Here is an 18,513-nt window from a genome sequence, read left to right on the forward strand (position 1 = left end):
AGGATTCCGGTGGCCAGAGGGCTGGAGGAGTGGCTGAAGCCGCGCCGGGACGGCCGGCCGCTGCAGCTGGGGGTGCTCGGCGGGACCTTCGACCCCATTCACATCGGCCACCTAGTGGCAGCGGAAGCGGCGCGGGTCCACTTCCGCCTGGACCGGGTGCTGTTCGTGCCGGCGGGAAGGCCGCCCCACAAGGACCCGGCGGGCGTCAGTGACGCCGAGCACCGGTACCGCATGACGGTGCTGGCCACCGCCGGCAACCCCCACTTCTACACGACCCGGCTGGAACTGGACCGGGAGGGCCCTTCCTACACCATCGACACCCTGACCCAGCTGTCCACCATGGCGGGGCCGGGTGCATCCCTTTACTTCATCGCAGGGGCGGATTCGGTGGTGACCCTGCCGTCCTGGCGGGGCGGCCTCGGGCTGCTGGATGTCTGCCACCTGATCGTGGTGACGCGGCCGGGGCTGCCGGGCGCGGTGCTGCAGAGGTTTCTCGACGGGTTGCCGGCGGTCCGCCGCGCCCGGGTCCACGTCCTGCCCATCCCGGAGATCGGCATCTCGTCCACGGAGCTGCGCGAGCGGGTGGCCGCAGGGCAGTCCATCCGGTACCTGGTGCCGGCGGCGGTGGAGGACTACGTGGAAAAGTATGGGCTTTACCGCCCCGCGGCGGCGGAGCCCGCGGCCCGGCCCGCACCGGCCGGGGGCGGGCCGGAACGCGGGCCGGCAAGGGAGGCCGCCCAGGCCCGGGAGCAGGCGCCCCCGGGGACGGGGCCGGGGGGCGATGCGGGGGTCGAAGGCAGGGCGCGGAACGCGGCCGGCGGACCCGAAGGAGGAGGCGCTGCCAGGGTGTGGCCGCCCGCCGGCGGGAACCCGGCTGCGCGGCCGGGTTCGTCCGGCGTCGCCCTGTGAGCCCGGAGGGAGACTCGACATGCCGGGATCGCTGCCGGAAAGGCCGGGAAAGGTGCCGCAAGCCTTGCCCTTGCAAGCCTTGTCCCTGGAAGAGGCGCTGCGCCGCGCCCAGTTGAAAGCGCAGGCCACCCTCAGCCCCGGCCGGTACCGGCACGTGGTGCGGGTGGTGGAGATGGCGCGCCGGCTGGCGGGACACCATGCCACTGATCCCCGGCCGGTGGAGCTGGCCGCCTGGATCCACGACCTGGCCCGGGAGCGCCCGCCTGGCGAATTGTTGCGCCTGGCCCGCCAGGCGGGATGGGAACCCGATGCGGCGGAGCGCGCCGACCCCATCCTGCTGCACGGCCCGGTGGCGGCATGGGAGGCGGCGCAGGAAGGTCTCACCCACGATCCCGAGGTCCTGGAAGCGGTCCGGTGGCACACCACGGCGCGCCCGGGCCTGGGCCGGACCGGTTGCCTGCTGTTCCTGGCGGACAAGTTGGAGCCCGGCCGCACGTACCCTGGTGTGGAGGAGCTGCGGCGCCTGGCCTTCCGCGACCTGGACCAGGCCATGGCCGCCGTCCTGGACGACCTGATCCGCTATTGCCTGGATCGCGGCCTGTGGCTGCCCGAGGCCACGGTGGCCGCCCGCAACCAGTGGCTGCGCCGCGGGGCGGGAACCGCCGGCGGAGACGCGAAGTCTTGAGCGCGGGAGGGCGCGCGTCCCCGGCGGCGCCGGCACCCCGATCGGGACCCGGCCGGAGCGGGCGTCCCGGGGCCAGGAACGGCCCTGCGGCCGGTCCCCGCCCGAGGCTGGTACCGGTCGACCTGGCAGCCTGGCAGGCCGGCCGCTACCATGGCAGGAGGCGGCCGCGAGCAGGAGCGCCCGCCCTCCTGCGGCGCGAGGGCCGTAAAGGAGCGTCTTGACGGTGAGCATGCCCTTGATTGGACCGGTGGAACAGGAGCCCAAGCGCCCGCGGCGCAGGGCGGCCCGCGTGCTGGCCGTACTGGCGGGTGTCCTGCTGGTGGCCGGCGTGACGGGCGCCTTCTGGCTGGGGTCGACCCTGTACGGGTTTTTCAGCCACGTGCAGCAGGTGCCACAGGACGCGGACCCGGGGTCCCAGCATGCAGCCGCCGCCGACCGTCCCCTGAACATCCTGGTGCTGGGGGTCGACGCCGGCGCGGGTGCGGGAGAGCCGTCGGCACCCCAGCGGTCGGACACCATCATGGTGGTCAACGTCAACCCCACCACGGGGCGGGTGGGCTTGCTGTCCATCCCCCGGGACACCCGGGTCGCCATCCCCGGCCGGCCGCACCCGGAGAAGATCGCCCATGCCCACGCCTACGGCCAGGCCGAAGGCGGTCCCGGCGCGGGAGCGCAGCGGGTGGAGGAAACCGTCGAAGACTTCCTCGGCATCCGGATCGACTACTTTGTGGAAATCGACTTCGACGCCTTCCGGGCCCTGGTGGATGCCGTGGGCGGCGTCGAGGTCTGCATCGACAAGCCCATGCGCTACACGGCGCGCAGCCAGAACCTGCGCATCGACCTGAAGCCGGGGTGCCAGGTGCTGGACGGCGAGAAGGCGCTGCACTACGTCCGCTACCGGCAGGACGGGGATATCTTCCGGATCCAGCGGCAGCAGCAGTTCCTCCGGGCGCTGGCGGACAAGGTGCTGAGCATGCAGGGGGTCCTGAAGCTGCCCCAGCTGGCCAGCACCCTGGGCAGCCAGATCACCACCAACATGCCCGCTTCCCGCATGCTGGGTCTGGCGGCCCTGCTGCCCCGGTTCGACCTGGACCGGCTGGAGATGGGCATCCTGCCGGGCCGGCCGGGCTATGTGGACGGCCTCAGCTACTGGCTGGTGGACGAAGCGGCCGCCCGCCGCGAGGCCATGAAGATCCTGGCGGGGGTCGACGTGGAGGCCAACGCCCAGGTGCGCCTCGAGGTGCTGAACGGGAACGGCCGGCGGGGCGCCGCGGGCCAGGCCGCCGACCTGTTGCGCAGCCTGGGTTTTCGCGTGGTGACCGTCGGCAACGCCGAGCGCTTCGACTTCGCCACCACGGTGGTGGTGGTTCGTCCCGAGGATACGGCGGTGGCGGACCGCCTGCGCCAGGCCCTGGCCGGATCGGCCGTGACGGTGCGGGTGGAAACGGCCGAGGACCTGCCGGAAGGCATCGACGCGCGCATCGTGGTGGGGGCGGACTTCACCGGCACGGCCGCAGGAACGGCGACGGCCGCGGCCGGCAGGGAGGGATGAGGCGCTTGACCAGCCGGGAAAAGGCGCTGGCCATCGCCCGCGCCGCCGAGGCGAAGAAGGCGGGCGACGTGGTGGTCCTGGACATGGAAGGGATCACCCTGATTGCCGACTACTTTGTGATCTGCCACGGCCAGAACGCCATCCACGTGCGGGCCATCGCGGACGGGGTCGAAGAGGATCTGGCCGAGAAGGGGCAGGTGCCCAGCCACCGGGAAGGGTATGATGCGGCCCGCTGGGTGCTGGTGGACTTCGACGACGTGGTGCTGCACGTGTTCCTGGCGGCCGAGCGGGAATATTACGCCCTCGAGCGCCTGTGGGGCGATGCGCGGCGCCTGGAGCTGGAGGCGCTGCCCGAGGGGTGATGCCGGCGCGGCGGGCGGGCAGGGCGGTGGCGTGCCGTGGCCGTGGCGCGGCTGCGGGGCGGCCCCGCGCGGTGCAGCGGCCGCATCATGGGCCCCGCCGGTACCCCGGGCCGGTCGCCGGCCACCTGCCTTGACACTGCTGCGGGACCCTCTCTATAATGGGCTACGCGGTTCGACAACCGGAAAGGCAAAGGCCGTGAACGGGAGCAGTACCCTGCAGGCGGCCTGCAGAGAGCCGGTGGGGGTGCGAACCGGCGGCGCGCGGCAGGGGAACTCGCCCGGGAGCCGCACCGGCGAAGGACGGGCGGCAGGTTCCCGCCGGAGCCGGTGACGTGGCCCGCGTTAAGGGCGCGAGTGGGTCAGAGGCGTGGGGCGGTAGCTCAGTTGGGAGAGCGCGTCAATGGCATTGACGAGGTCGTGGGTTCGAGTCCCATCCGCTCCACACTGATCAAGAAGGGTGGTACCGCGGGAGCCTCCCGTCCCTTGAGGGCGGGAGGCTCCCGGCGTATTGGCCCGGGGGATCCCACGGCGCCCTGGGCCCCGCCGCGACCAGCCAGGAGCCAGGAGGAGGCTATGGCCATGGCCTTCGACGACCGGTACAACTTCCATGCTGCGGAAAAGAAATGGCGGCAGCGCTGGGCCGAGGAAGGCCTCTACCACGTGGAGGCCGACCCGTCGCGCCCCAAGTACTACTGCCTGGAGATGTACCCCTACCCGTCGGGCAAGCTCCACATGGGCCACGTGCGCAACTACTCCATCGGCGACGCCACGGCCCGGTTCTACCGCATGCGCGGGTTCAACGTCCTCTACCCCATGGGGTGGGACTCCTTCGGGCTGCCGGCCGAGAACGCGGCCATCGCCAACCAGACCCACCCCGCCCGCTGGACCTACGCCAACATCGCCGCCATGCGGGAGCAGATGCAGCGCCTGGGCCTGAGCTACGACTGGCGGCGGGAGATCGCCTGCTCCCACCCGGGGTATTACAAGTGGACCCAGTGGCTGTTCCTGCTCCTCTACAAGCGGGGCCTGGTGGAGCGGAAGAAGGCGCCGGTGAACTGGTGCCCGCGCTGCGCCACGGTGCTGGCCAACGAGCAGGTGGAGGACGGGACCTGCTGGCGCTGCGGCACGCCGGTGGAAAAGCGGGAGCTGGAACAGTGGTTCTTCAAGATCACCGCCTACGCCGACCGGCTGCTGGCCGACCTGGACCTGCTGGAGGGCTGGCCGGAGCGGGTCAAGGTGATGCAGCGCAACTGGATCGGCCGCAGCGAGGGCATGGAGCTGGACTTCCCCATCGCCGGGCGGGATGAGAAGCTCACCGTCTTCACCACCCGCCACGACACGATCTACGGGGCGACCTTCATGGTGCTGGCTCCCGATCACCCCCTCACCCTGGAGCTCGCCCGCGGGACCCCGCAGGAAGAGGCGGTGCGCGCCTTCGTGGAAAGGGTGACGCGCCTGACGGTCCGGGACCGGGCCGAGGCGGTGGACGCCAAGGAGGGGGTCTTCACCGGCGCCTACGCCATCAACCCGGCCACGGGGGAACGGATCCCCATCTGGACGGCCAACTACGTGCTGATGGACTACGGCACCGGCGCGATCCAGGCGGTGCCGGCCCACGACGAGCGGGACTTTGAGTTCGCCCGCCAGTACGGCCTGCCCGTCCGGGTGGTGATCCAGGGCGAGGGCGTGCCGGCCGAGGGCGACCGGCTGGAGGAGGCCTACACCGGCCCGGGCCGCATGATCCATTCGGGCCCCTACGACGGCATGGACAGCCGGGAAGCCTACCGGCGCATGGCCGAGGATTTCGAGCGCCAGGGCATCGGCCGGCGGACGGTGAACTACCGGCTGCGCGATTGGCTGATCTCCCGGCAGCGCTACTGGGGTGCGCCCATTCCCATCGTCTACTGTGACGCTTGCGGCGTTGTGCCGGTGCCGGAAGAACAGCTGCCGGTCCTCCTGCCCGACGATGTGCGCTTCGAGGTGGGGGCCTCGCCCCTGGCCACCTCCGAGTCCTTCGTGCGCACCACCTGCCCGGCCTGCGGCGGCCCGGCCCGGCGGGAGACGGACACCATGGACACCTTCGTCGACTCGTCCTGGTACTACTACCGCTACACGTCGCCGCGGGACGAGCACCAGCCCTTCGACCGGGAGAAGGTGTTCTACTGGCTGCCCGTCGACCAGTACATCGGCGGCATCGAGCACGCCGTGCTGCACCTGCTCTATTCCCGGTTCATCACCAAGGTGCTCTACGACGAGGGCCTGGTGCCCAGCCCCGAGCCCTTCCAGCGCCTCCTGACCCAGGGCATGGTGATCAAGGACGGCGCCAAGATGTCCAAGTCCAAGGGCAACGTGGTCAGCCCCGAGGACATCCTGGAGGAGTACGGGGCCGACGCCACCCGCCTGTTCATCCTCTTCGCCGCGCCGCCCGAGCGCGACCTGGAGTGGTCGGAGCACGGCATCGAGGGCGCCAGCCGGTTCGTCCACCGGGTCTGGCGGCTGGTGGCGGGGTGCGCCGGTGCGATCCGTGGCGTCACGGGCCAGGTGGCGGCAGCCCGCGACGGGGCGGTGGCGGCGCCCCGGCCGGAGGCCCCGCAGCCGCCGGCCGGAGGCCGGCAGGCGGCCGCGGCAGATGCTGGCGTGATGCCCGTAACGGAAGGCTGGGGGCCGGAAGAACACGCCCTGTGGCGGGAGGTCCACCGCGCCATCGCCCGGGTGACCGCCGACATGGCCGAGCGCATGCAGTACAACACGGCGGTGGCCGCCCTGATGGAGCTGGTCAACGCCATCTACGGCTACCGGGACCGGGTCGAACCGGCGGCGCAGCGGGCCGACCTGCTGGCCGCGGCGCTGGACCGCCTCTTGCGCATGCTGGCGCCCTTTACCCCGTACCTGGCGGAAGAAGCCTGGGAACTGCTGGGCTGGCGGGAGACGCGGGGCAGCGTGCACCGGCAGCCCTGGCCCCAGTGGGATCCCTCGGTGCTGGAGGCCGGCACCGTGGAGATCGTGGTCCAGGTCAACGGCAAGGTGCGGGACCGGCTGCAGGTCCCGGCGGGCCTGGGCGAGGAAGATCTGCGCCGGCAGGCCCTGGCCAGCCCGCGGGTCCGGGAGTGGATTGACGGCAAGATCGTGGCGCGGGTGGTCACCGTGCCGGGTCGCCTGGTGAACATCGTGGTCCGCTAGGCGGGGCCATGGGGCCCCGCAGGCGCCGGGGAACGGCCCCCGTGCGAAGGCGCGGCCGGGCCACGGGCCGCGGCTCCGGGGACAGGAACGTGGCACCGGCGCCGGGGCCAGGATGCAGGACCTGGTGCCGGCCTTGCGCGGCGGCACGGGCCCGCGGTGCCGGCACGGTGATGCCCGGCGATTCATTCCCAAGGATTCTCAGGGCGCGCAAGGGGTGCTTAAGGCACGGTTTGCGGTTCGCGGTCGCCTGCGGTTCGCAGCCACCGGAGGACGGGTGCGGGTGCACCCGTCCTCGTTGTGTGCGCCCGGCATGGGCGAGTGCTAAGGGGTGAAAGTCCCCTGCGGAGGGTGGCCCCGTACAACCGCTAGCCGAAGGCAAGGGTGCCCGCGGCGACGCGGGATCCGAAGGAAGCCGGAGGCAAAGTCGCGACCCGACGACCAGGAACCGCGGGCGAGGCGGCGCCGTCTGGGCGAGCTGGCACAACACAGCGAAGCCCGAGATGGGCCGAAGGGCGGCGCTGTAAACGCGGCGGGTGTGCGACGAAAGTGCTCGCTCTTACCCGGGGAGGCCTGCCGGTAGGCCAGCGGAGCTGGCAACCCGCGACCGCAAGGCGCGGCTGAGCCGGCAGGAGTCAGCAGAGGCCGTAGTACCGCCGGCCGGGCCGGCGGGAAGGGCCGAACGTCGAGTCCGGGAGGGTGTTGGCGCGTTCGCGCCGGGTGCGAGGAGAGCAGCCAACCCGAGAGGGCCTCGCCCAGGAAGCGGTGGTGAATCCCACCGGGGCCTGGGTGAGAGCGGAGCACCCGGCCGGGACAGACCGGCGCCCCTCCCCGCGGAGGACGTGGTGGCGTGGACCTGATGGAGCAGGTGGTGGCCCGGGAGAACATGGGGGCCGCCCTACGACGGGTGGAGCAGAACCGGGGCGCGCCGGGTATCGACGGCATGACCGTCGAACAACTGCGGGGTTTTCTGCGGGAGCGGTGGCCGCAGGTACGCGCCCAGCTGCTGGCGGGAACCTACCAGCCGCAGCCCGTCCGCCGGGTGGCGATCCCCAAACCCGGGGGCGGCACGCGCCTACTGGGTATCCCGACCGTCCTGGACCGCCTGATCCAGCAGGCTTTGCTGCAGGTGCTGACGCCGATCTTCGACCCCGACTTTTCGGAGCACAGTTACGGCTTTCGGCCGGGACGCTCCGCGCACCAGGCAGTCGAAGCGGCGCGGCGGCACGTCGAGGAAGGGTACGCCTGGGTGGTCGACCTGGACCTCGAACAGTTCTTTGACCGGGTGAACCATGACGTCCTGATGGCCCGGGTGATGCGGAAGGTCGCGGACAAGCGCGTCCGCATGCTGATCCGCCGCTACCTGCAGGCCGGCGTGATGGTCGGTGGGGTGAAGGTGCGGACGGAAGAAGGGACGCCCCAGGGCGGCCCCCTCAGCCCGCTCTTGGCCAACATCCTTCTCGACGACCTGGACAAAGAGCTGGAACGGCGGGGACACCGCTTTGTCCGTTATGCGGACGATTGCAACATCTACGTCCGCTCGGAACGGGCAGGGCACCGGGTCATGGCAGGCGTACGGCGCTTCCTCGAGCAGCGGCTTCGGCTCAAGGTCAACGAACAAAAGAGCGCGGTTGATCGGCCGTGGCGACGCAAGTTCCTCGGCTTCAGCATGTATCACGGCCGGGACGGCGTCCGCCTGCGGGTGGCCCCCCAAACGGTGCAGCGGCTCAAAGACCGGCTTCGCACCCTGACCAGCCGGACGTGGTCCGTTTCCATGACCGAGCGGATCCGCCGGATCAACACTTACCTGCGGGGCTGGCTTGCGTACTTCCGGATTGCGGACATGGCAAGCCTCCTCGATACCGTGGAAGGTTGGCTCCGGCGACGCTTGCAGGCGTGCCTTTGGAAGCAATGGAAACGGCCCCGCACCCGTTTGCGGGAACTCCGCGCCCTGGGACATCCCGAGTGGAAGGCCCGGCAGTGGGCCTTTTCGCGCCGGGGTTATTGGGCCATGGCTGGCGGCCCGCTCAACAGCGCCCTGGGCAAGCGCTACTGGCTTGCCCAGGGGCTGCTGAGCCTGACCCAGTACTACCACCAACTTCGCCATGCTCGACGAACCGCCCGGTGCGGACCCGCATGCCGGGTGGTGTGAGAGGACGGGGCCGTGACCGGCCCCTCCTACTCGATTCTCGGCGTGAGCAGGCGGCCCGGCGGCCTCACGCGGGTCGCCCGTTCATCCAGTATTTGACATTGTCCCCGGTGTGGTGTAATAAATTGGTAGTTACGGTTGCCGTCCTTGGCGCTTCGGTGCCCGAGCCGGAAGCCCGCCATCACCGCGAGCTTCGCTGCCTGTCCCCGGGGTAGGGGTCGCGAGGGGCATCCGGCCGGTCGCAGGGCCTGGCCGGATCGCGGAGGGCGGGACCCTTTGTTGCGCGGGGAGGCATGGGACATGGATCCGGGGTCGTTCCGCCCGCCCCATGCGACGCACCACGGCGAGCGTGCCGGCGTGGTGTTCTTCCAGCCGCCGGAGCGGGTTGCCCCTGGCGCAAGCCGCCCCTCCGGATCCGTAGCCGGTGCCCGGGTGCCCGGCCCGCGGAGGGGCCCGGGGCGAGCCCAGCCGGGCCCGCCCTCGGGGGCGGATTTCACGCCACCACCCCGGCCTCCGGTGGTTTCCGGTCCGGCCTCCCGGCGGCGCCGGGCCGGAACGGTGGCGCCGCTGCTGGGGCTCTGTTTCCTGGCCGCCGTCTGGTCGTGGCGCGCCATGACCGGCAGTGCGGCGGCACCGCTGCTGGTGGAGCCGGGGCCGGCTCCAGGGCCTGGCCGGCCGGAGGTCTCCGCCACCGCGCCGCCGGGGGAGCCCGAGACAGCAGGGAGCGAGACGGGCGCTGCGTCGAAGGGCGACCAGCCCGGGCCCCTACGGGCGGGGGCGACGCCAGGAACGGCGCCCGGGGATACCCCGTCCCCACCCGGCGACCCCGCGCTCCAGGGGCCGGAGGCGGCCGGTGAGCGTCAGGCAGGGGCCGGGGAGTCCGGTGACCCTGCCTCGCCCGCCGTCTGGGCCCAACTCTATCCGGGTGCAGCCGGTGCCGCCGGAAGGCCGGTGAGGCCGGGCGCGGCGGGCGGGCCCTCCGGGCCGGTCCTCACCGTGCACGTGGCCGGGGCCGTGGCCCAGCCCGGCGTGTACCTCCTCCCGGCCGGTGCCCGGGTGGTCGATGCCATCACCGCTGCCGGCGGCCCGGCGCCGGCAGCGGCGCCGCATGCCCTGAATCTGGCGGTTCCCCTGGCCGACGGCACGCGCGTCCTGGTGCCCACCCAGAAGGAGCTGGCGGCCGGAACCTTCGTCCCGGCCCGGGACGGCGTCACCGCCGCCGCTCCGGGGGCCGCGGCCGGCACCGCCACCGGCGGGGGAGCCGGCGCCGCCGGCGGGCCCCAGGGCCGGATCGACATCAACCGCGCCACGGCGGCCGAGCTGGAGGCTCTGCCGGGCATCGGGCCGGCCCTGGCCCAGCGCATTGTGGCGGACCGGGAGGTCAACGGCCCCTTCCGCCGTCCCCAGGACCTGACCCGGGTGCCGGGCATTGGGGAGAAGACCCTGGCCCAGCTGCTTCCGCACATCACCGCCGGCCCCTGATGCTCCCGGCGCCCGGTTGAAGGAGAGAGGGCAGGGTGGTCTACCGCACCGGCTGGATGCTGGCTTACGCGGCTACCGTCGGCTTGTGGGCCCTGCTGCGCTGGCCGGGCTACCAGGCCGGCCCGCCGCCGCCGGGCGCACCCGCGGCGGAGGCGGCGCTGCTCGGGCTGGGGGCCGCCCTGGTCACCATGCCGTGGAACGGGGCGGCCGGAGACGGCCGGGGCGGTCGCCGGCCGTGGTGGGTTCCGGAGCGCATGGCCGGCTCGCTGCTGGTGGCGCTGGCGGCCGGCTCCGCCTGGCTGGCAGCCGACAGCTGGATCCGTGACGCCTGGGGGCCGGCCCCATGGGAAGGGGTGCGGCCGGTGGTGGTGACGGGGCGCCTGGAGGGAGCCGAGCGGCTGGCCGTGACGGCCATCGGCGACACCCCGGTGCGCACCCGACTTCGGGTCCGCTGGCCCCGGACCATGGGTGCGGGCCCAGGCCAGGGGATCCCGCCGGGGGCGGTGGTCCAGGTGACGGGCACCCTGCGGCGGCTGCGCCCGGCGACCAATCCCGGCGGCTACGACGACCGGGCGGCCGGGCTGCGCCAGGGCTATGCTTATGAGCTCCGGGCCGACGGGCCGCCCCGGGTGCAGGTCGCGCCGGGGCCCTTCAGCTGGGCCGGCCGGGGTCTGGCCCGGCTCAGGCATGCCCTGGAAGCGGGCCTGGTCCTCGCCTTGCCGCCGGGCCCCCGGGGCGTGGCCGCAGCCCTGCTCCTCGATCAGCGCCAGGGCCTTTCCGTGACGGCGCGGAACGCCCTGGCCGAAACGGGACTGATTCACGCCCTGGCCGTGTCGGGCCAGCATGTGGCCATGGCCGCGGCCCTTGCGACCTGGACGGCCGGCAGGGCGCGCTGGCTGCCGCGCCGGCGGCGGGCGGGTGCCATGGCGGTGGTGGTCCTGTATGCAGGCCTGACCGGCGGGCCGCCGTCGGTGCTGCGGGCCACCGCAACCTTTCTGCTCGCGGAGCTTGCGCGGGCCCTGGCCCGCCCGGTGAGCCCCCTCACCATTCTGGTATGGTCGGGGTTTCTGCAGGCAGCCTGGCGGCCCCTGGTCCTCCTGGATCCGGGGTTCCAGCTGTCCTTCGCGGCGACGGCGGGACTGATCCTGCTGGGAAGCCCCCTGCAGCGGGCCTGGCGGCGGTGGTGGAACCGCTGCCGGGCCCTCGTGGCGCCGGTGGGACCGCGACGGCCCGGAGGGGAGCACGCGGCGCCGGCCGGGCTCGCTGCGACCCGCCTGGAGCACGCCTTTCCGGAACCGCCGCTGGGCTTCCTGGCGCCACTCCTGGCGAACCCGCGCGAGCCCGTCATGGAAAGGAGGCACCGGCCCGGCGCCGGTCCGGTTCCACCGCAAGCGGCGCCGGGACAGCACCAGGGTGCCCTCGTACCCCGTGGCGGGTCCCGGGCCGGCACCTCCACCGCCGGGGTGCCGGCCGGTTGCGCCGATGCGAGCCGCTGGGCCACGCGCCCCCCAGAGCCGCCCTGGCGGGAAGGAACGGCCGGCCGGGTACGGGGGGCCTTCTGGCACGTCGCCGGCTGGGCCGGCGATGCCCTGGCGGTCACCCTGGCGGCGCAGCTGGCCGTCCTGCCCGTGCAGGTTGCCCTCTTCGGCCGGGCGCCCCTGCTGGCCCTGGTGGCGAACCTGGCCGTGGTGCCCGTCTCCGCCGTGGCCCTGGTGGCGGCCGCCGCAGCGGCGGCGCTGGGCGCGACGCTCCATGCTCTCCCCTTGCCCTCCGGCTGGCAGGAACCGGCCGCCCTGCTGGCCAGGCTGGCGGGGTGGCCAGCAGCTGCCAGCCTGGCGCTCATGGTGAAGACGGCCATGGTGGCGGGGCGGGTACCGGGTGCCGCCGGCGGGCTGGCGCCGGCGGCCGCGGGCTGCCTGGCCCTGGCCACCACCTGGATCCTCTGGTGCCTGGGCGACGGGCGCCCGGCCTACGCCCGGCGCCGGCGTCCTCGCCCCCTGCCCCCTCTGCAGCAGCTGGCCCCGGCCGCTACGGGGCTGGTCGCGGCGGTGGCCCTGTCCGCCTGGCTGCTCCGGCCGCCCGCCCCGGGGACGTGGGTGGCCTGGTTTCTCGACGTGGGGCAGGGTGACGCCATCCTGGTGCAGTTCCCGGGGGGCCGGAGCGCCCTGGTGGACGCCGGCGGCAAAGCCCTGCAGGCCGAACCCGGCCGGTACTGGCCCGGGCCGCCGCCGGTCGTGGCCGACGCCGTGGGGGAGCAGGTCACGGTGCCGGTGGTGCGGCGGCTGCTGGGCCGGGGGCCGGACCTGCTGGTCGTCACCCACGGAGACCGGGACCACGCCGGCGGGGCAGGGGCCGTCATCGAGCAGCTGGGGGCCCAGATGGTCTGGCTGGGCGGCATCCCGGGCGTGCCGCTGGACGAGGCCATCCAGGCGGCCGCTGCCCGGCGCGGCGTGCCCCTGGTGCGGCCGGCGGCCGGATGGCGGTGGCAGCCGGCGCCCGGTTGCCGGGTCGACGTTCTGCATCCCCAGGAGCCGGGTGGCGCGGCCGGGACCGGCGCCGCGGCGGCAGATGGCGCAAGGGGAAGCGGCCGCGGCGGCGGGCCGGCCGGCAGCGAAAACGACCGGTCGCTGGTCCTGCGGCTCGATTGCGGCGGACCGCGCCTGCTCCTGACCGGCGACCTGGAGCGAGCCGGCGAGGAAGAGCTCCTGCGCCGGGGAGTGGACCTGCGCGCCGAGGTGCTCAAGGTCTCCCACCACGGCTCGCGCGGGGCGACCACCGCCGCCTTCCTGGCGGCGGTAAGGCCGCGACTGGCGGTGGTTTCCGCCGGTCCGAACCCTTACGGGCTGCCCCATGTGGAGACCCTGGCCCGCCTGCAGCGTGCCGGCATCCCCGTGCTGCGGACCGACCGGCTGGGTGCGGTGTCGGTCCGGGCAGGACCGGGCCAGCGCCTGGAGGTCCGGGTCATGCTTCCCGGCGGCGGGAACTCCGAGGCCTCCCGGGCGTTCAGGGGGTCGTGAAGGGCGCGACGGTCCGGTAGGATGTCCGGTAGGATGCTGGCTGGAGGCACGCAAGGGAGGAGGTCCGCCTGCCCTTGGAATCGCAACCTGCCGCCACCGTGCTGGCCGCCATTGAGCAGGGCCAGATCCAGCCGGTCTACGTGCTGCACGGCCCGGAGACCTACTGGCACGACGCCATCATCCAGGCGTTGCGCAGGACGTTGCTGCCCGACGGCGATGTGCTGAACCTCACCCAGCTGGACGGCCGGTCGGCCGCGCCGGCGCAAGCGGTGGAACAGGCCCGGACGGTCCCGTTCCTGGCGGAACGGCGGCTGGTGGTGGTCCGGGAGGCAGCCTGGCTGGCCCCGCGGGGTGCTGCCGCCAGCAGCGGTCGCGGGACGGGGGGCAGTGCGCAAGGCGGAGGCGGCCGGACCACCGGTGGGGACGCCGGCGGGCACGCCGGCGCCGCGGGATCGCAAGGCGGTGCGGACCAACCGGAGGCGGGCGGCGCGGGGTCCGGTTCGTCCGCCGGAACGGGCCGGAGCGCCGACCCCGCCGAAGGGGCGCTGCTGGCCTACCTGGACGACCCGTCGCCCAGCGCCGTACTGGTCATCAGCCATCCTCCGGATCTGGACGGCCGGCGCGCCGCCGTCCGGCGCCTGCGGCAGCGAGGCTGGGCGGTGGCCTGCCAGCCCCTGCGGGACGAGGCCCTCGGGCAGTGGCTGGCCCGGCAGGCGGCCGCCTGGGGAAAGGAGCTCGACCCGGAGGCGGTGGCCTGGCTGGTGGAATCGGGCGAACCCGACCTGCGGCGGCTGGCCAGCGAGCTGGCCAAGGTCGCAACCTACGTGGGCGACCGCCGGCGGATCACGGCTGCCGACCTGCGCCAGGTGGGGGTGGCGGTGGCGACGGCCGGGGTGTTCGAGCTGGTTGATGCCATCGTGGCCGGGCGGCGCCGGCAGGCCATGGAACTGGTGGGGCGGTTGCTGGACGCCAGCGAGCCGCCCCTGCGCCTGCTGGCCCTGATCGCCCGGCAGTACCGCATCCTGGCCTATGCGGCCAGCCTCCGCCGGCAAGGGGGCGATGTGGCCGACCTGCAAGCGTGGTTGCAACTTCACCCCTTCGTGGCGCGCAAGGCCTGGCAGCAGTCCCGCCAGCTGGCGCCGGACCGGGCGATGGCGGCCCTGGAAGCGGTTCTGGAGGCCGATGTGGGCATCAAGCAGGGACGGTGGCCGGCCCGCATCGGCCTGGAGCGCCTGGTCTGGTTTCTGGCCGGGCTGCAGGTGGCGGAACCCGAGCCCACGGGAACCCCGAAACCCTATGCCAAAAAAGAAGCCGCTTCCCGACAGAAGCGGCCGTAGTACCAACCAGTTCTAGCGATCAGGCCGTTGCCCGGCGGCCTGCAGCACCAGCAGCAAAAAGGCAGCCCCGCACCCGCATGCACCAGCAGCATGGGCGCAGCCCCAGAGAGCAGGCCGCGGCAGCAGCGTACCGGCAGCACGACGGCGCCGGCAGCAGGCGATAAGCCGGCTCCCGGCTGCGGGGCACGCTTTCAGGAAGCGCGCCCGAGCTTCTTCAGCCGCTGCATCAGGCGAGACTTCTTGCGCGCTGCGGTGTTGCGGTGGATCGCACCCCGCACCGCCGCCCGGTCGATGGCGCTCAGGGCCCGCCGCAGGGCCGCCCTGATGGCGTCGTCATCGCCTCCGGAGAGGGCTTCCTCGAGGCGCCGGATGGCCGTCTTGATCCGGGTCTTGTACATCTTGTTGCGCAGGCGGTTGCGCTCCGCAATCCGGACCCGCTTGCGCGCCGAACGGGTGTTGGGCACCGTCTTCACCTCCGTGCCAGACTTTCATGTTAATCCACGGGGCCGGGCGTAGCAAGGGGACGGCGCCTCCCGGCGCCCAGCTCTTCCTGCCGGCGGGGAATAGCGGCTCTCCCGGAGGGTTAGCCTACAGCCGGTGAAGGAGCTAGCGGCTGGAAGGAGTGACCCTGGTGGTGATTGGGGCCATCATTCGCTTCATCGTCTCCGCCATCGTCCTCTTGCTGGTGGGTTTCCTGGTGCCCGGGTTCCGGATCATCGGCTTCGTCAACGCCCTGCTGGCAGCGGTGGCCATCGCCGCCATCGGCTGGCTCGTCGAGGCACTCCTGGGGAAGAACATCTCCCCGCAGGCCCGTGGCCTGGTCGGCTTCTTGACTGCCGCGGTGGTGATCTACGCGGTGCAGTTCATCGTGCCCGGCATGAGCGTCTCCATCCTGGGCGCGCTGCTGGCCTCGCTGATCATCGGCATCATCGACGCCTTCGTCCCGACGGAACTCAGGTGAAGAGGGAGCGGTTGGGGATCCACCGGTTCCGGCTGCACGCCAGGCCCGTGGCCTGGGCCGGCTGCGGGTGCGGGCTCCGGCGGGAGCCCGCCCTGCCGTGCGCCGGGACCGGCGTTCTCCGCTCACTGCCTGCACCCTGCCCTCTCCGCCACCCCGTGCCCTGCACGCCCGGCTCTCCGCGCAAGGCCACGCCAGCCTTCCGCAACTTGTCGCCATAGGCTGAACGCTCGGCTCCCCGCTCTTTCTCGCCCCGCTCCACGCCCTGCTCTCTGCTCCGGCTTTCTCCGCTGTCTCGACCTGGAGGCGGACCCCGTCCCGGTACCTGGCGGGGCTGAGGCCCTCGGGCCGGTGCCCTGCGGCCGGCCCCCGGCATGACCACCTGACTTGGCGCATAGGTGTGCAGCGGAGGCGAATGGAGGGACAGCCATGTCCGTACACCGGCCTCCGGGTCACGGCACACCCGGCGCGCCTGCACCGGCCGCCCGGCCTTCCGGCGACCCGTCGCTCCCGCCCACCGCGGGCCGGTCCCAGCCGGACCGGGCCCGAGCCTCCCACCGGGACGAACCGGCCGGCGGGCCGGCTCTGGAGCATGCCTCCGGCGGATACGCCCTGCCGGCCGGCGGCGGGCCCAGCACGGCCCGGGGGGCGGGCGGCGGCCCGGCAGTGGGAGGTGACCGGGAGGCAGGGCGTGCCGCGGGCGACGACCCGGCCCCACCGCCCGGTGAGGCCGCGGGAGGGAGCGCGAGCCGGGCCGCGCCCCCGCCGGGGCTGCAGCCCGGCGATGGGACAGGCCCTCTCGCCCCGGCTCCCGTGCCGCCGGCCCTGGGCCGGCCGGCTGCCGGGCGCCGCCGCCCGTCCCCTGGAGCGGTGGTGCCCGATCGTTCCCGGCCTGCCGTCCCGTCCCGGACCGGGGCCCGCGAGGCCGTCGCCGCGGCAGAACCCGGCGCGGCGACGGGTCCCGGTGTGCCGCCGGGATCCGGCCTGCCGGGGATGAACCCGGCGGCGGCCGGGGCGCGCCGGCCCGGGGGGCGAGCGGCAGGGCCGGTCCCGGCCGGCGGGGTGCGGGCGGCCTCGACGAGGGGGGACGATGCTTCCCGGCGAACCGGTGCTGCCGGCACCCGGGACCCCGGGGCGCCGGACGCCGCAGGCTCGCGTGGCGACCCGCCCGGGGCGCAGGAGGAAACGGGTGCCGGTTCCTCCGGCGATGGCGGCGCCCGGGACGCCTCGGGACCCGGGGGACCGCCCGGCAGGCCGGGGCCCGCCGGGAAGGACGGCGCCCGGCCGCAAGGCGGCGGCGGGCGTCCCGACGCCTGGTCCCTGGTGGCCACCTACGCCGGTCTGGTGGTCGCGGTGTTCCTCTTCCTGGCCGGGCTGGGGGGAGGGTTGCCCTGGGACCGGGCGGAGGCACCCGCCCGGCTGGCGGGTGGCGGTGCCTTCACCGCACCAGCCCGTCCGGGCCAGGATCTGGAGGAACCGGCCGTTCCGGCCCTGAGCGGCGGCGGCCGGGCTCCCCAGCCAGGGCAGGAGGACGGCCCTCGACCCGGTGGCGCAGGCGGTGCTGCACCCGGTGCTGCAGGCGGTGCTGCTCCTGGTGGTGGGGGCGGCGCCGGCCCTGGTGCTGCGGGCGGCGAGGCCGCCGGCGGCGGGGATGCCGGTGCCCCGGCCGCGGGCGGCAGCGGGGAGGAGCCCGATCTCTGGCAGGCCCTGGGCGAGCGCCTGTGGGGCTGGCGCGCCGTCCTGCGTGCGGTGTGGCCGGGTTCGCCCGCCGGTGAAGGCGAGGGCGCGGGGGATGCCGGCGCGGGTGCGGGCGACGCCGGCCAGCTGGGCCGCCGCTTGGCCTACCTGCTGGTCGAGAAGGCCAGCGGCGTCCGGCTGGACGAGCCCCTTACCCTGGTGGCCGCCCAGTTCCCGGGAGAGCATCATCTGGAAGTCTTCGAGGAAGAGGGCGGGCCGGTGGTAGGCCGGCTGGCGCCCCCCGACGTGCTGGCCGGCGGCCTGCCCCGCTTCCGCCCGCCGGCGCCGGCCCAGGGCGGCGGGGAGGTGGCGGTCACCGGCGACCGGCCGCGGGTGCTGATCTACCACACCCACACCAGCGAGGCGTACGTGGGCGCCGTGCCGGCGGGGGCCGGGTTCGACCCGGCGGTGGAGGCGTTCACCAGCGATCCCGGGGCCAGCGTGGTGGGGGCCGGGGCGGTGATCCAGCAGGTGCTGGAGGAGCACGGCATCGGCGCGGTCCACCTGCGCCAGGTGTTCGACCGGGACGGCCAGCGGGTGACGCGCATCGGCAATTACCAGCGTTCCCTGGCGGCCCTGGCCGGCAGCAAGGAGGAACCCGGCCTTTTGGACCGCTATCCCACGGTCGACGTGGTGCTGGACGTCCACCGCGACGGGATCCCGCGGGATTCGACCCTGGTGAAGGTGGGCGGGCGGCCGGCCGCCGGCATCCTCTTCGTCGTGGGGACCGACCGCCGGTTGGAGCACCCCCACTGGAAGAAGAACTTCTGCTTCGTGCAGTGGATCGTGGCGGAGCTCAACGCCCGCTACCCCGGCCTGGTCAAGGGCGTGCTGTTGTCGGACAACCGCTACAACCAGCATGTCCGGCCCGGTGCGGTGCTGGTGGAGATCGGCGGCTACGGCAACACGCCCGAGGAAGCGGACCGCAGCGCCCGGATGTTCGCCGAAGCGCTGGCGGCGGTCATCGAAGCGGGCAAGGTGCCCCAGGCGGACCGTCCCTTTCAGTGCCCGCCGGGGGTGGCGCCGCCCCGCTGAGATCCGGCCCCGGGGGCCCGGTCCGGCGGGTCGCGGCGGGTCCGGGTGGAGCCCCGGGCGGGCCGGGCCGCGGGATGCGGGCGGTTCCGGGGGACCCGGGCCCGCCGGGCGGT

The 18,513-nt window shown here is 73.9% G+C and carries 12 protein-coding genes and 1 tRNA gene; 12 read left to right on the forward strand and 1 reads right to left on the reverse strand.

The window, feature by feature from the left end; all coding sequences use genetic code 11:
* Positions 1 to 9 precede the first annotated feature (9 nt).
* The 10 genes from nadD (at position 10) to holA (ending at position 14,670) form a co-directional block, all read left to right on the forward strand.
* Positions 10 to 909 carry a nicotinate-nucleotide adenylyltransferase gene (gene nadD / locus ACZ5T9_RS03145; protein WP_006902935.1) on the forward strand — a complete coding sequence of 300 codons (900 nt, stop codon included), beginning with the start codon at positions 10 to 12 and terminating at the stop codon, positions 907 to 909.
* A gap of 19 nt (positions 910 to 928) precedes the next feature.
* Positions 929 to 1,594: a bis(5'-nucleosyl)-tetraphosphatase (symmetrical) YqeK gene (gene yqeK / locus ACZ5T9_RS03150; RefSeq protein ID WP_006902936.1), complete on the forward strand. Its 666-nt coding sequence runs from the start codon at positions 929 to 931 to the stop codon at positions 1,592 to 1,594.
* A gap of 229 nt (positions 1,595 to 1,823) precedes the next feature.
* Positions 1,824 to 3,146, forward strand: coding sequence for an LCP family protein (locus ACZ5T9_RS03155; protein ID WP_464834383.1), 1,323 nt, complete (start codon positions 1,824 to 1,826; stop codon positions 3,144 to 3,146).
* A 5-nt stretch (positions 3,147 to 3,151) separates the two neighbouring features.
* Positions 3,152 to 3,508, forward strand: a complete 357-nt coding sequence (rsfS, locus tag ACZ5T9_RS03160; protein ID WP_006902938.1) for a ribosome silencing factor — start codon at positions 3,152 to 3,154, stop codon at positions 3,506 to 3,508.
* A gap of 369 nt (positions 3,509 to 3,877) precedes the next feature.
* Positions 3,878 to 3,950, forward strand: a tRNA-Ala gene (locus tag ACZ5T9_RS03165).
* Between the two features lie 137 nt (positions 3,951 to 4,087).
* Positions 4,088 to 6,688, forward strand: coding sequence for a leucine--tRNA ligase (gene leuS, locus ACZ5T9_RS03170; RefSeq protein ID WP_464833806.1), 2,601 nt, complete (start codon positions 4,088 to 4,090; stop codon positions 6,686 to 6,688).
* A gap of 856 nt (positions 6,689 to 7,544) precedes the next feature.
* Entirely contained in the window at positions 7,545 to 8,837 is a 1,293-nt protein-coding gene (gene ltrA, locus ACZ5T9_RS03175) for a group II intron reverse transcriptase/maturase (protein ID WP_464834381.1), read from the forward strand.
* Between the two features lie 297 nt (positions 8,838 to 9,134).
* The gene (locus tag ACZ5T9_RS03180; RefSeq protein WP_464833808.1) at positions 9,135 to 10,316 is read left to right on the forward strand and encodes a ComEA family DNA-binding protein; all 1,182 of its coding nucleotides are present in this window, start codon (positions 9,135 to 9,137) and stop codon (positions 10,314 to 10,316) included.
* Positions 10,317 to 10,351: 35 nt separating this feature from the next.
* Positions 10,352 to 13,333 (forward strand): ComEC/Rec2 family competence protein, encoded by a 2,982-nt coding sequence (locus tag ACZ5T9_RS03185; protein WP_464833809.1) that lies wholly within the window; start codon positions 10,352 to 10,354, stop codon positions 13,331 to 13,333.
* Positions 13,334 to 13,407: 74 nt separating this feature from the next.
* The gene (gene holA / locus ACZ5T9_RS03190) at positions 13,408 to 14,670 is read left to right on the forward strand and encodes a DNA polymerase III subunit delta (protein WP_006902943.1); all 1,263 of its coding nucleotides are present in this window, start codon (positions 13,408 to 13,410) and stop codon (positions 14,668 to 14,670) included.
* Between the two features lie 191 nt (positions 14,671 to 14,861).
* Here holA and rpsT read toward each other — a convergent pair whose 3' ends face one another.
* On the reverse strand, positions 14,862 to 15,134 hold the full coding sequence (gene rpsT, locus ACZ5T9_RS03195) for a 30S ribosomal protein S20 (RefSeq protein WP_006902944.1): 273 nt from the start codon (positions 15,132 to 15,134) through the stop codon (positions 14,862 to 14,864).
* Between the two features lie 167 nt (positions 15,135 to 15,301).
* Between rpsT and ACZ5T9_RS03200 the strand changes: the two genes are divergently transcribed.
* Together ACZ5T9_RS03200 and spoIIP are read left to right on the forward strand one after the other, a co-directional pair.
* Positions 15,302 to 15,631 (forward strand): phage holin family protein, encoded by a 330-nt coding sequence (locus tag ACZ5T9_RS03200; RefSeq protein ID WP_464833811.1) that lies wholly within the window; start codon positions 15,302 to 15,304, stop codon positions 15,629 to 15,631.
* 426 nt (positions 15,632 to 16,057) lie between these two features.
* Positions 16,058 to 18,400, forward strand: coding sequence for a stage II sporulation protein P (gene spoIIP / locus ACZ5T9_RS03205; protein ID WP_464833813.1), 2,343 nt, complete (start codon positions 16,058 to 16,060; stop codon positions 18,398 to 18,400).
* The last annotated feature ends 113 nt before the right edge of the window (positions 18,401 to 18,513 follow it).

The sequence above is a fragment of the Thermaerobacter nagasakiensis genome (assembly GCF_055396825.1).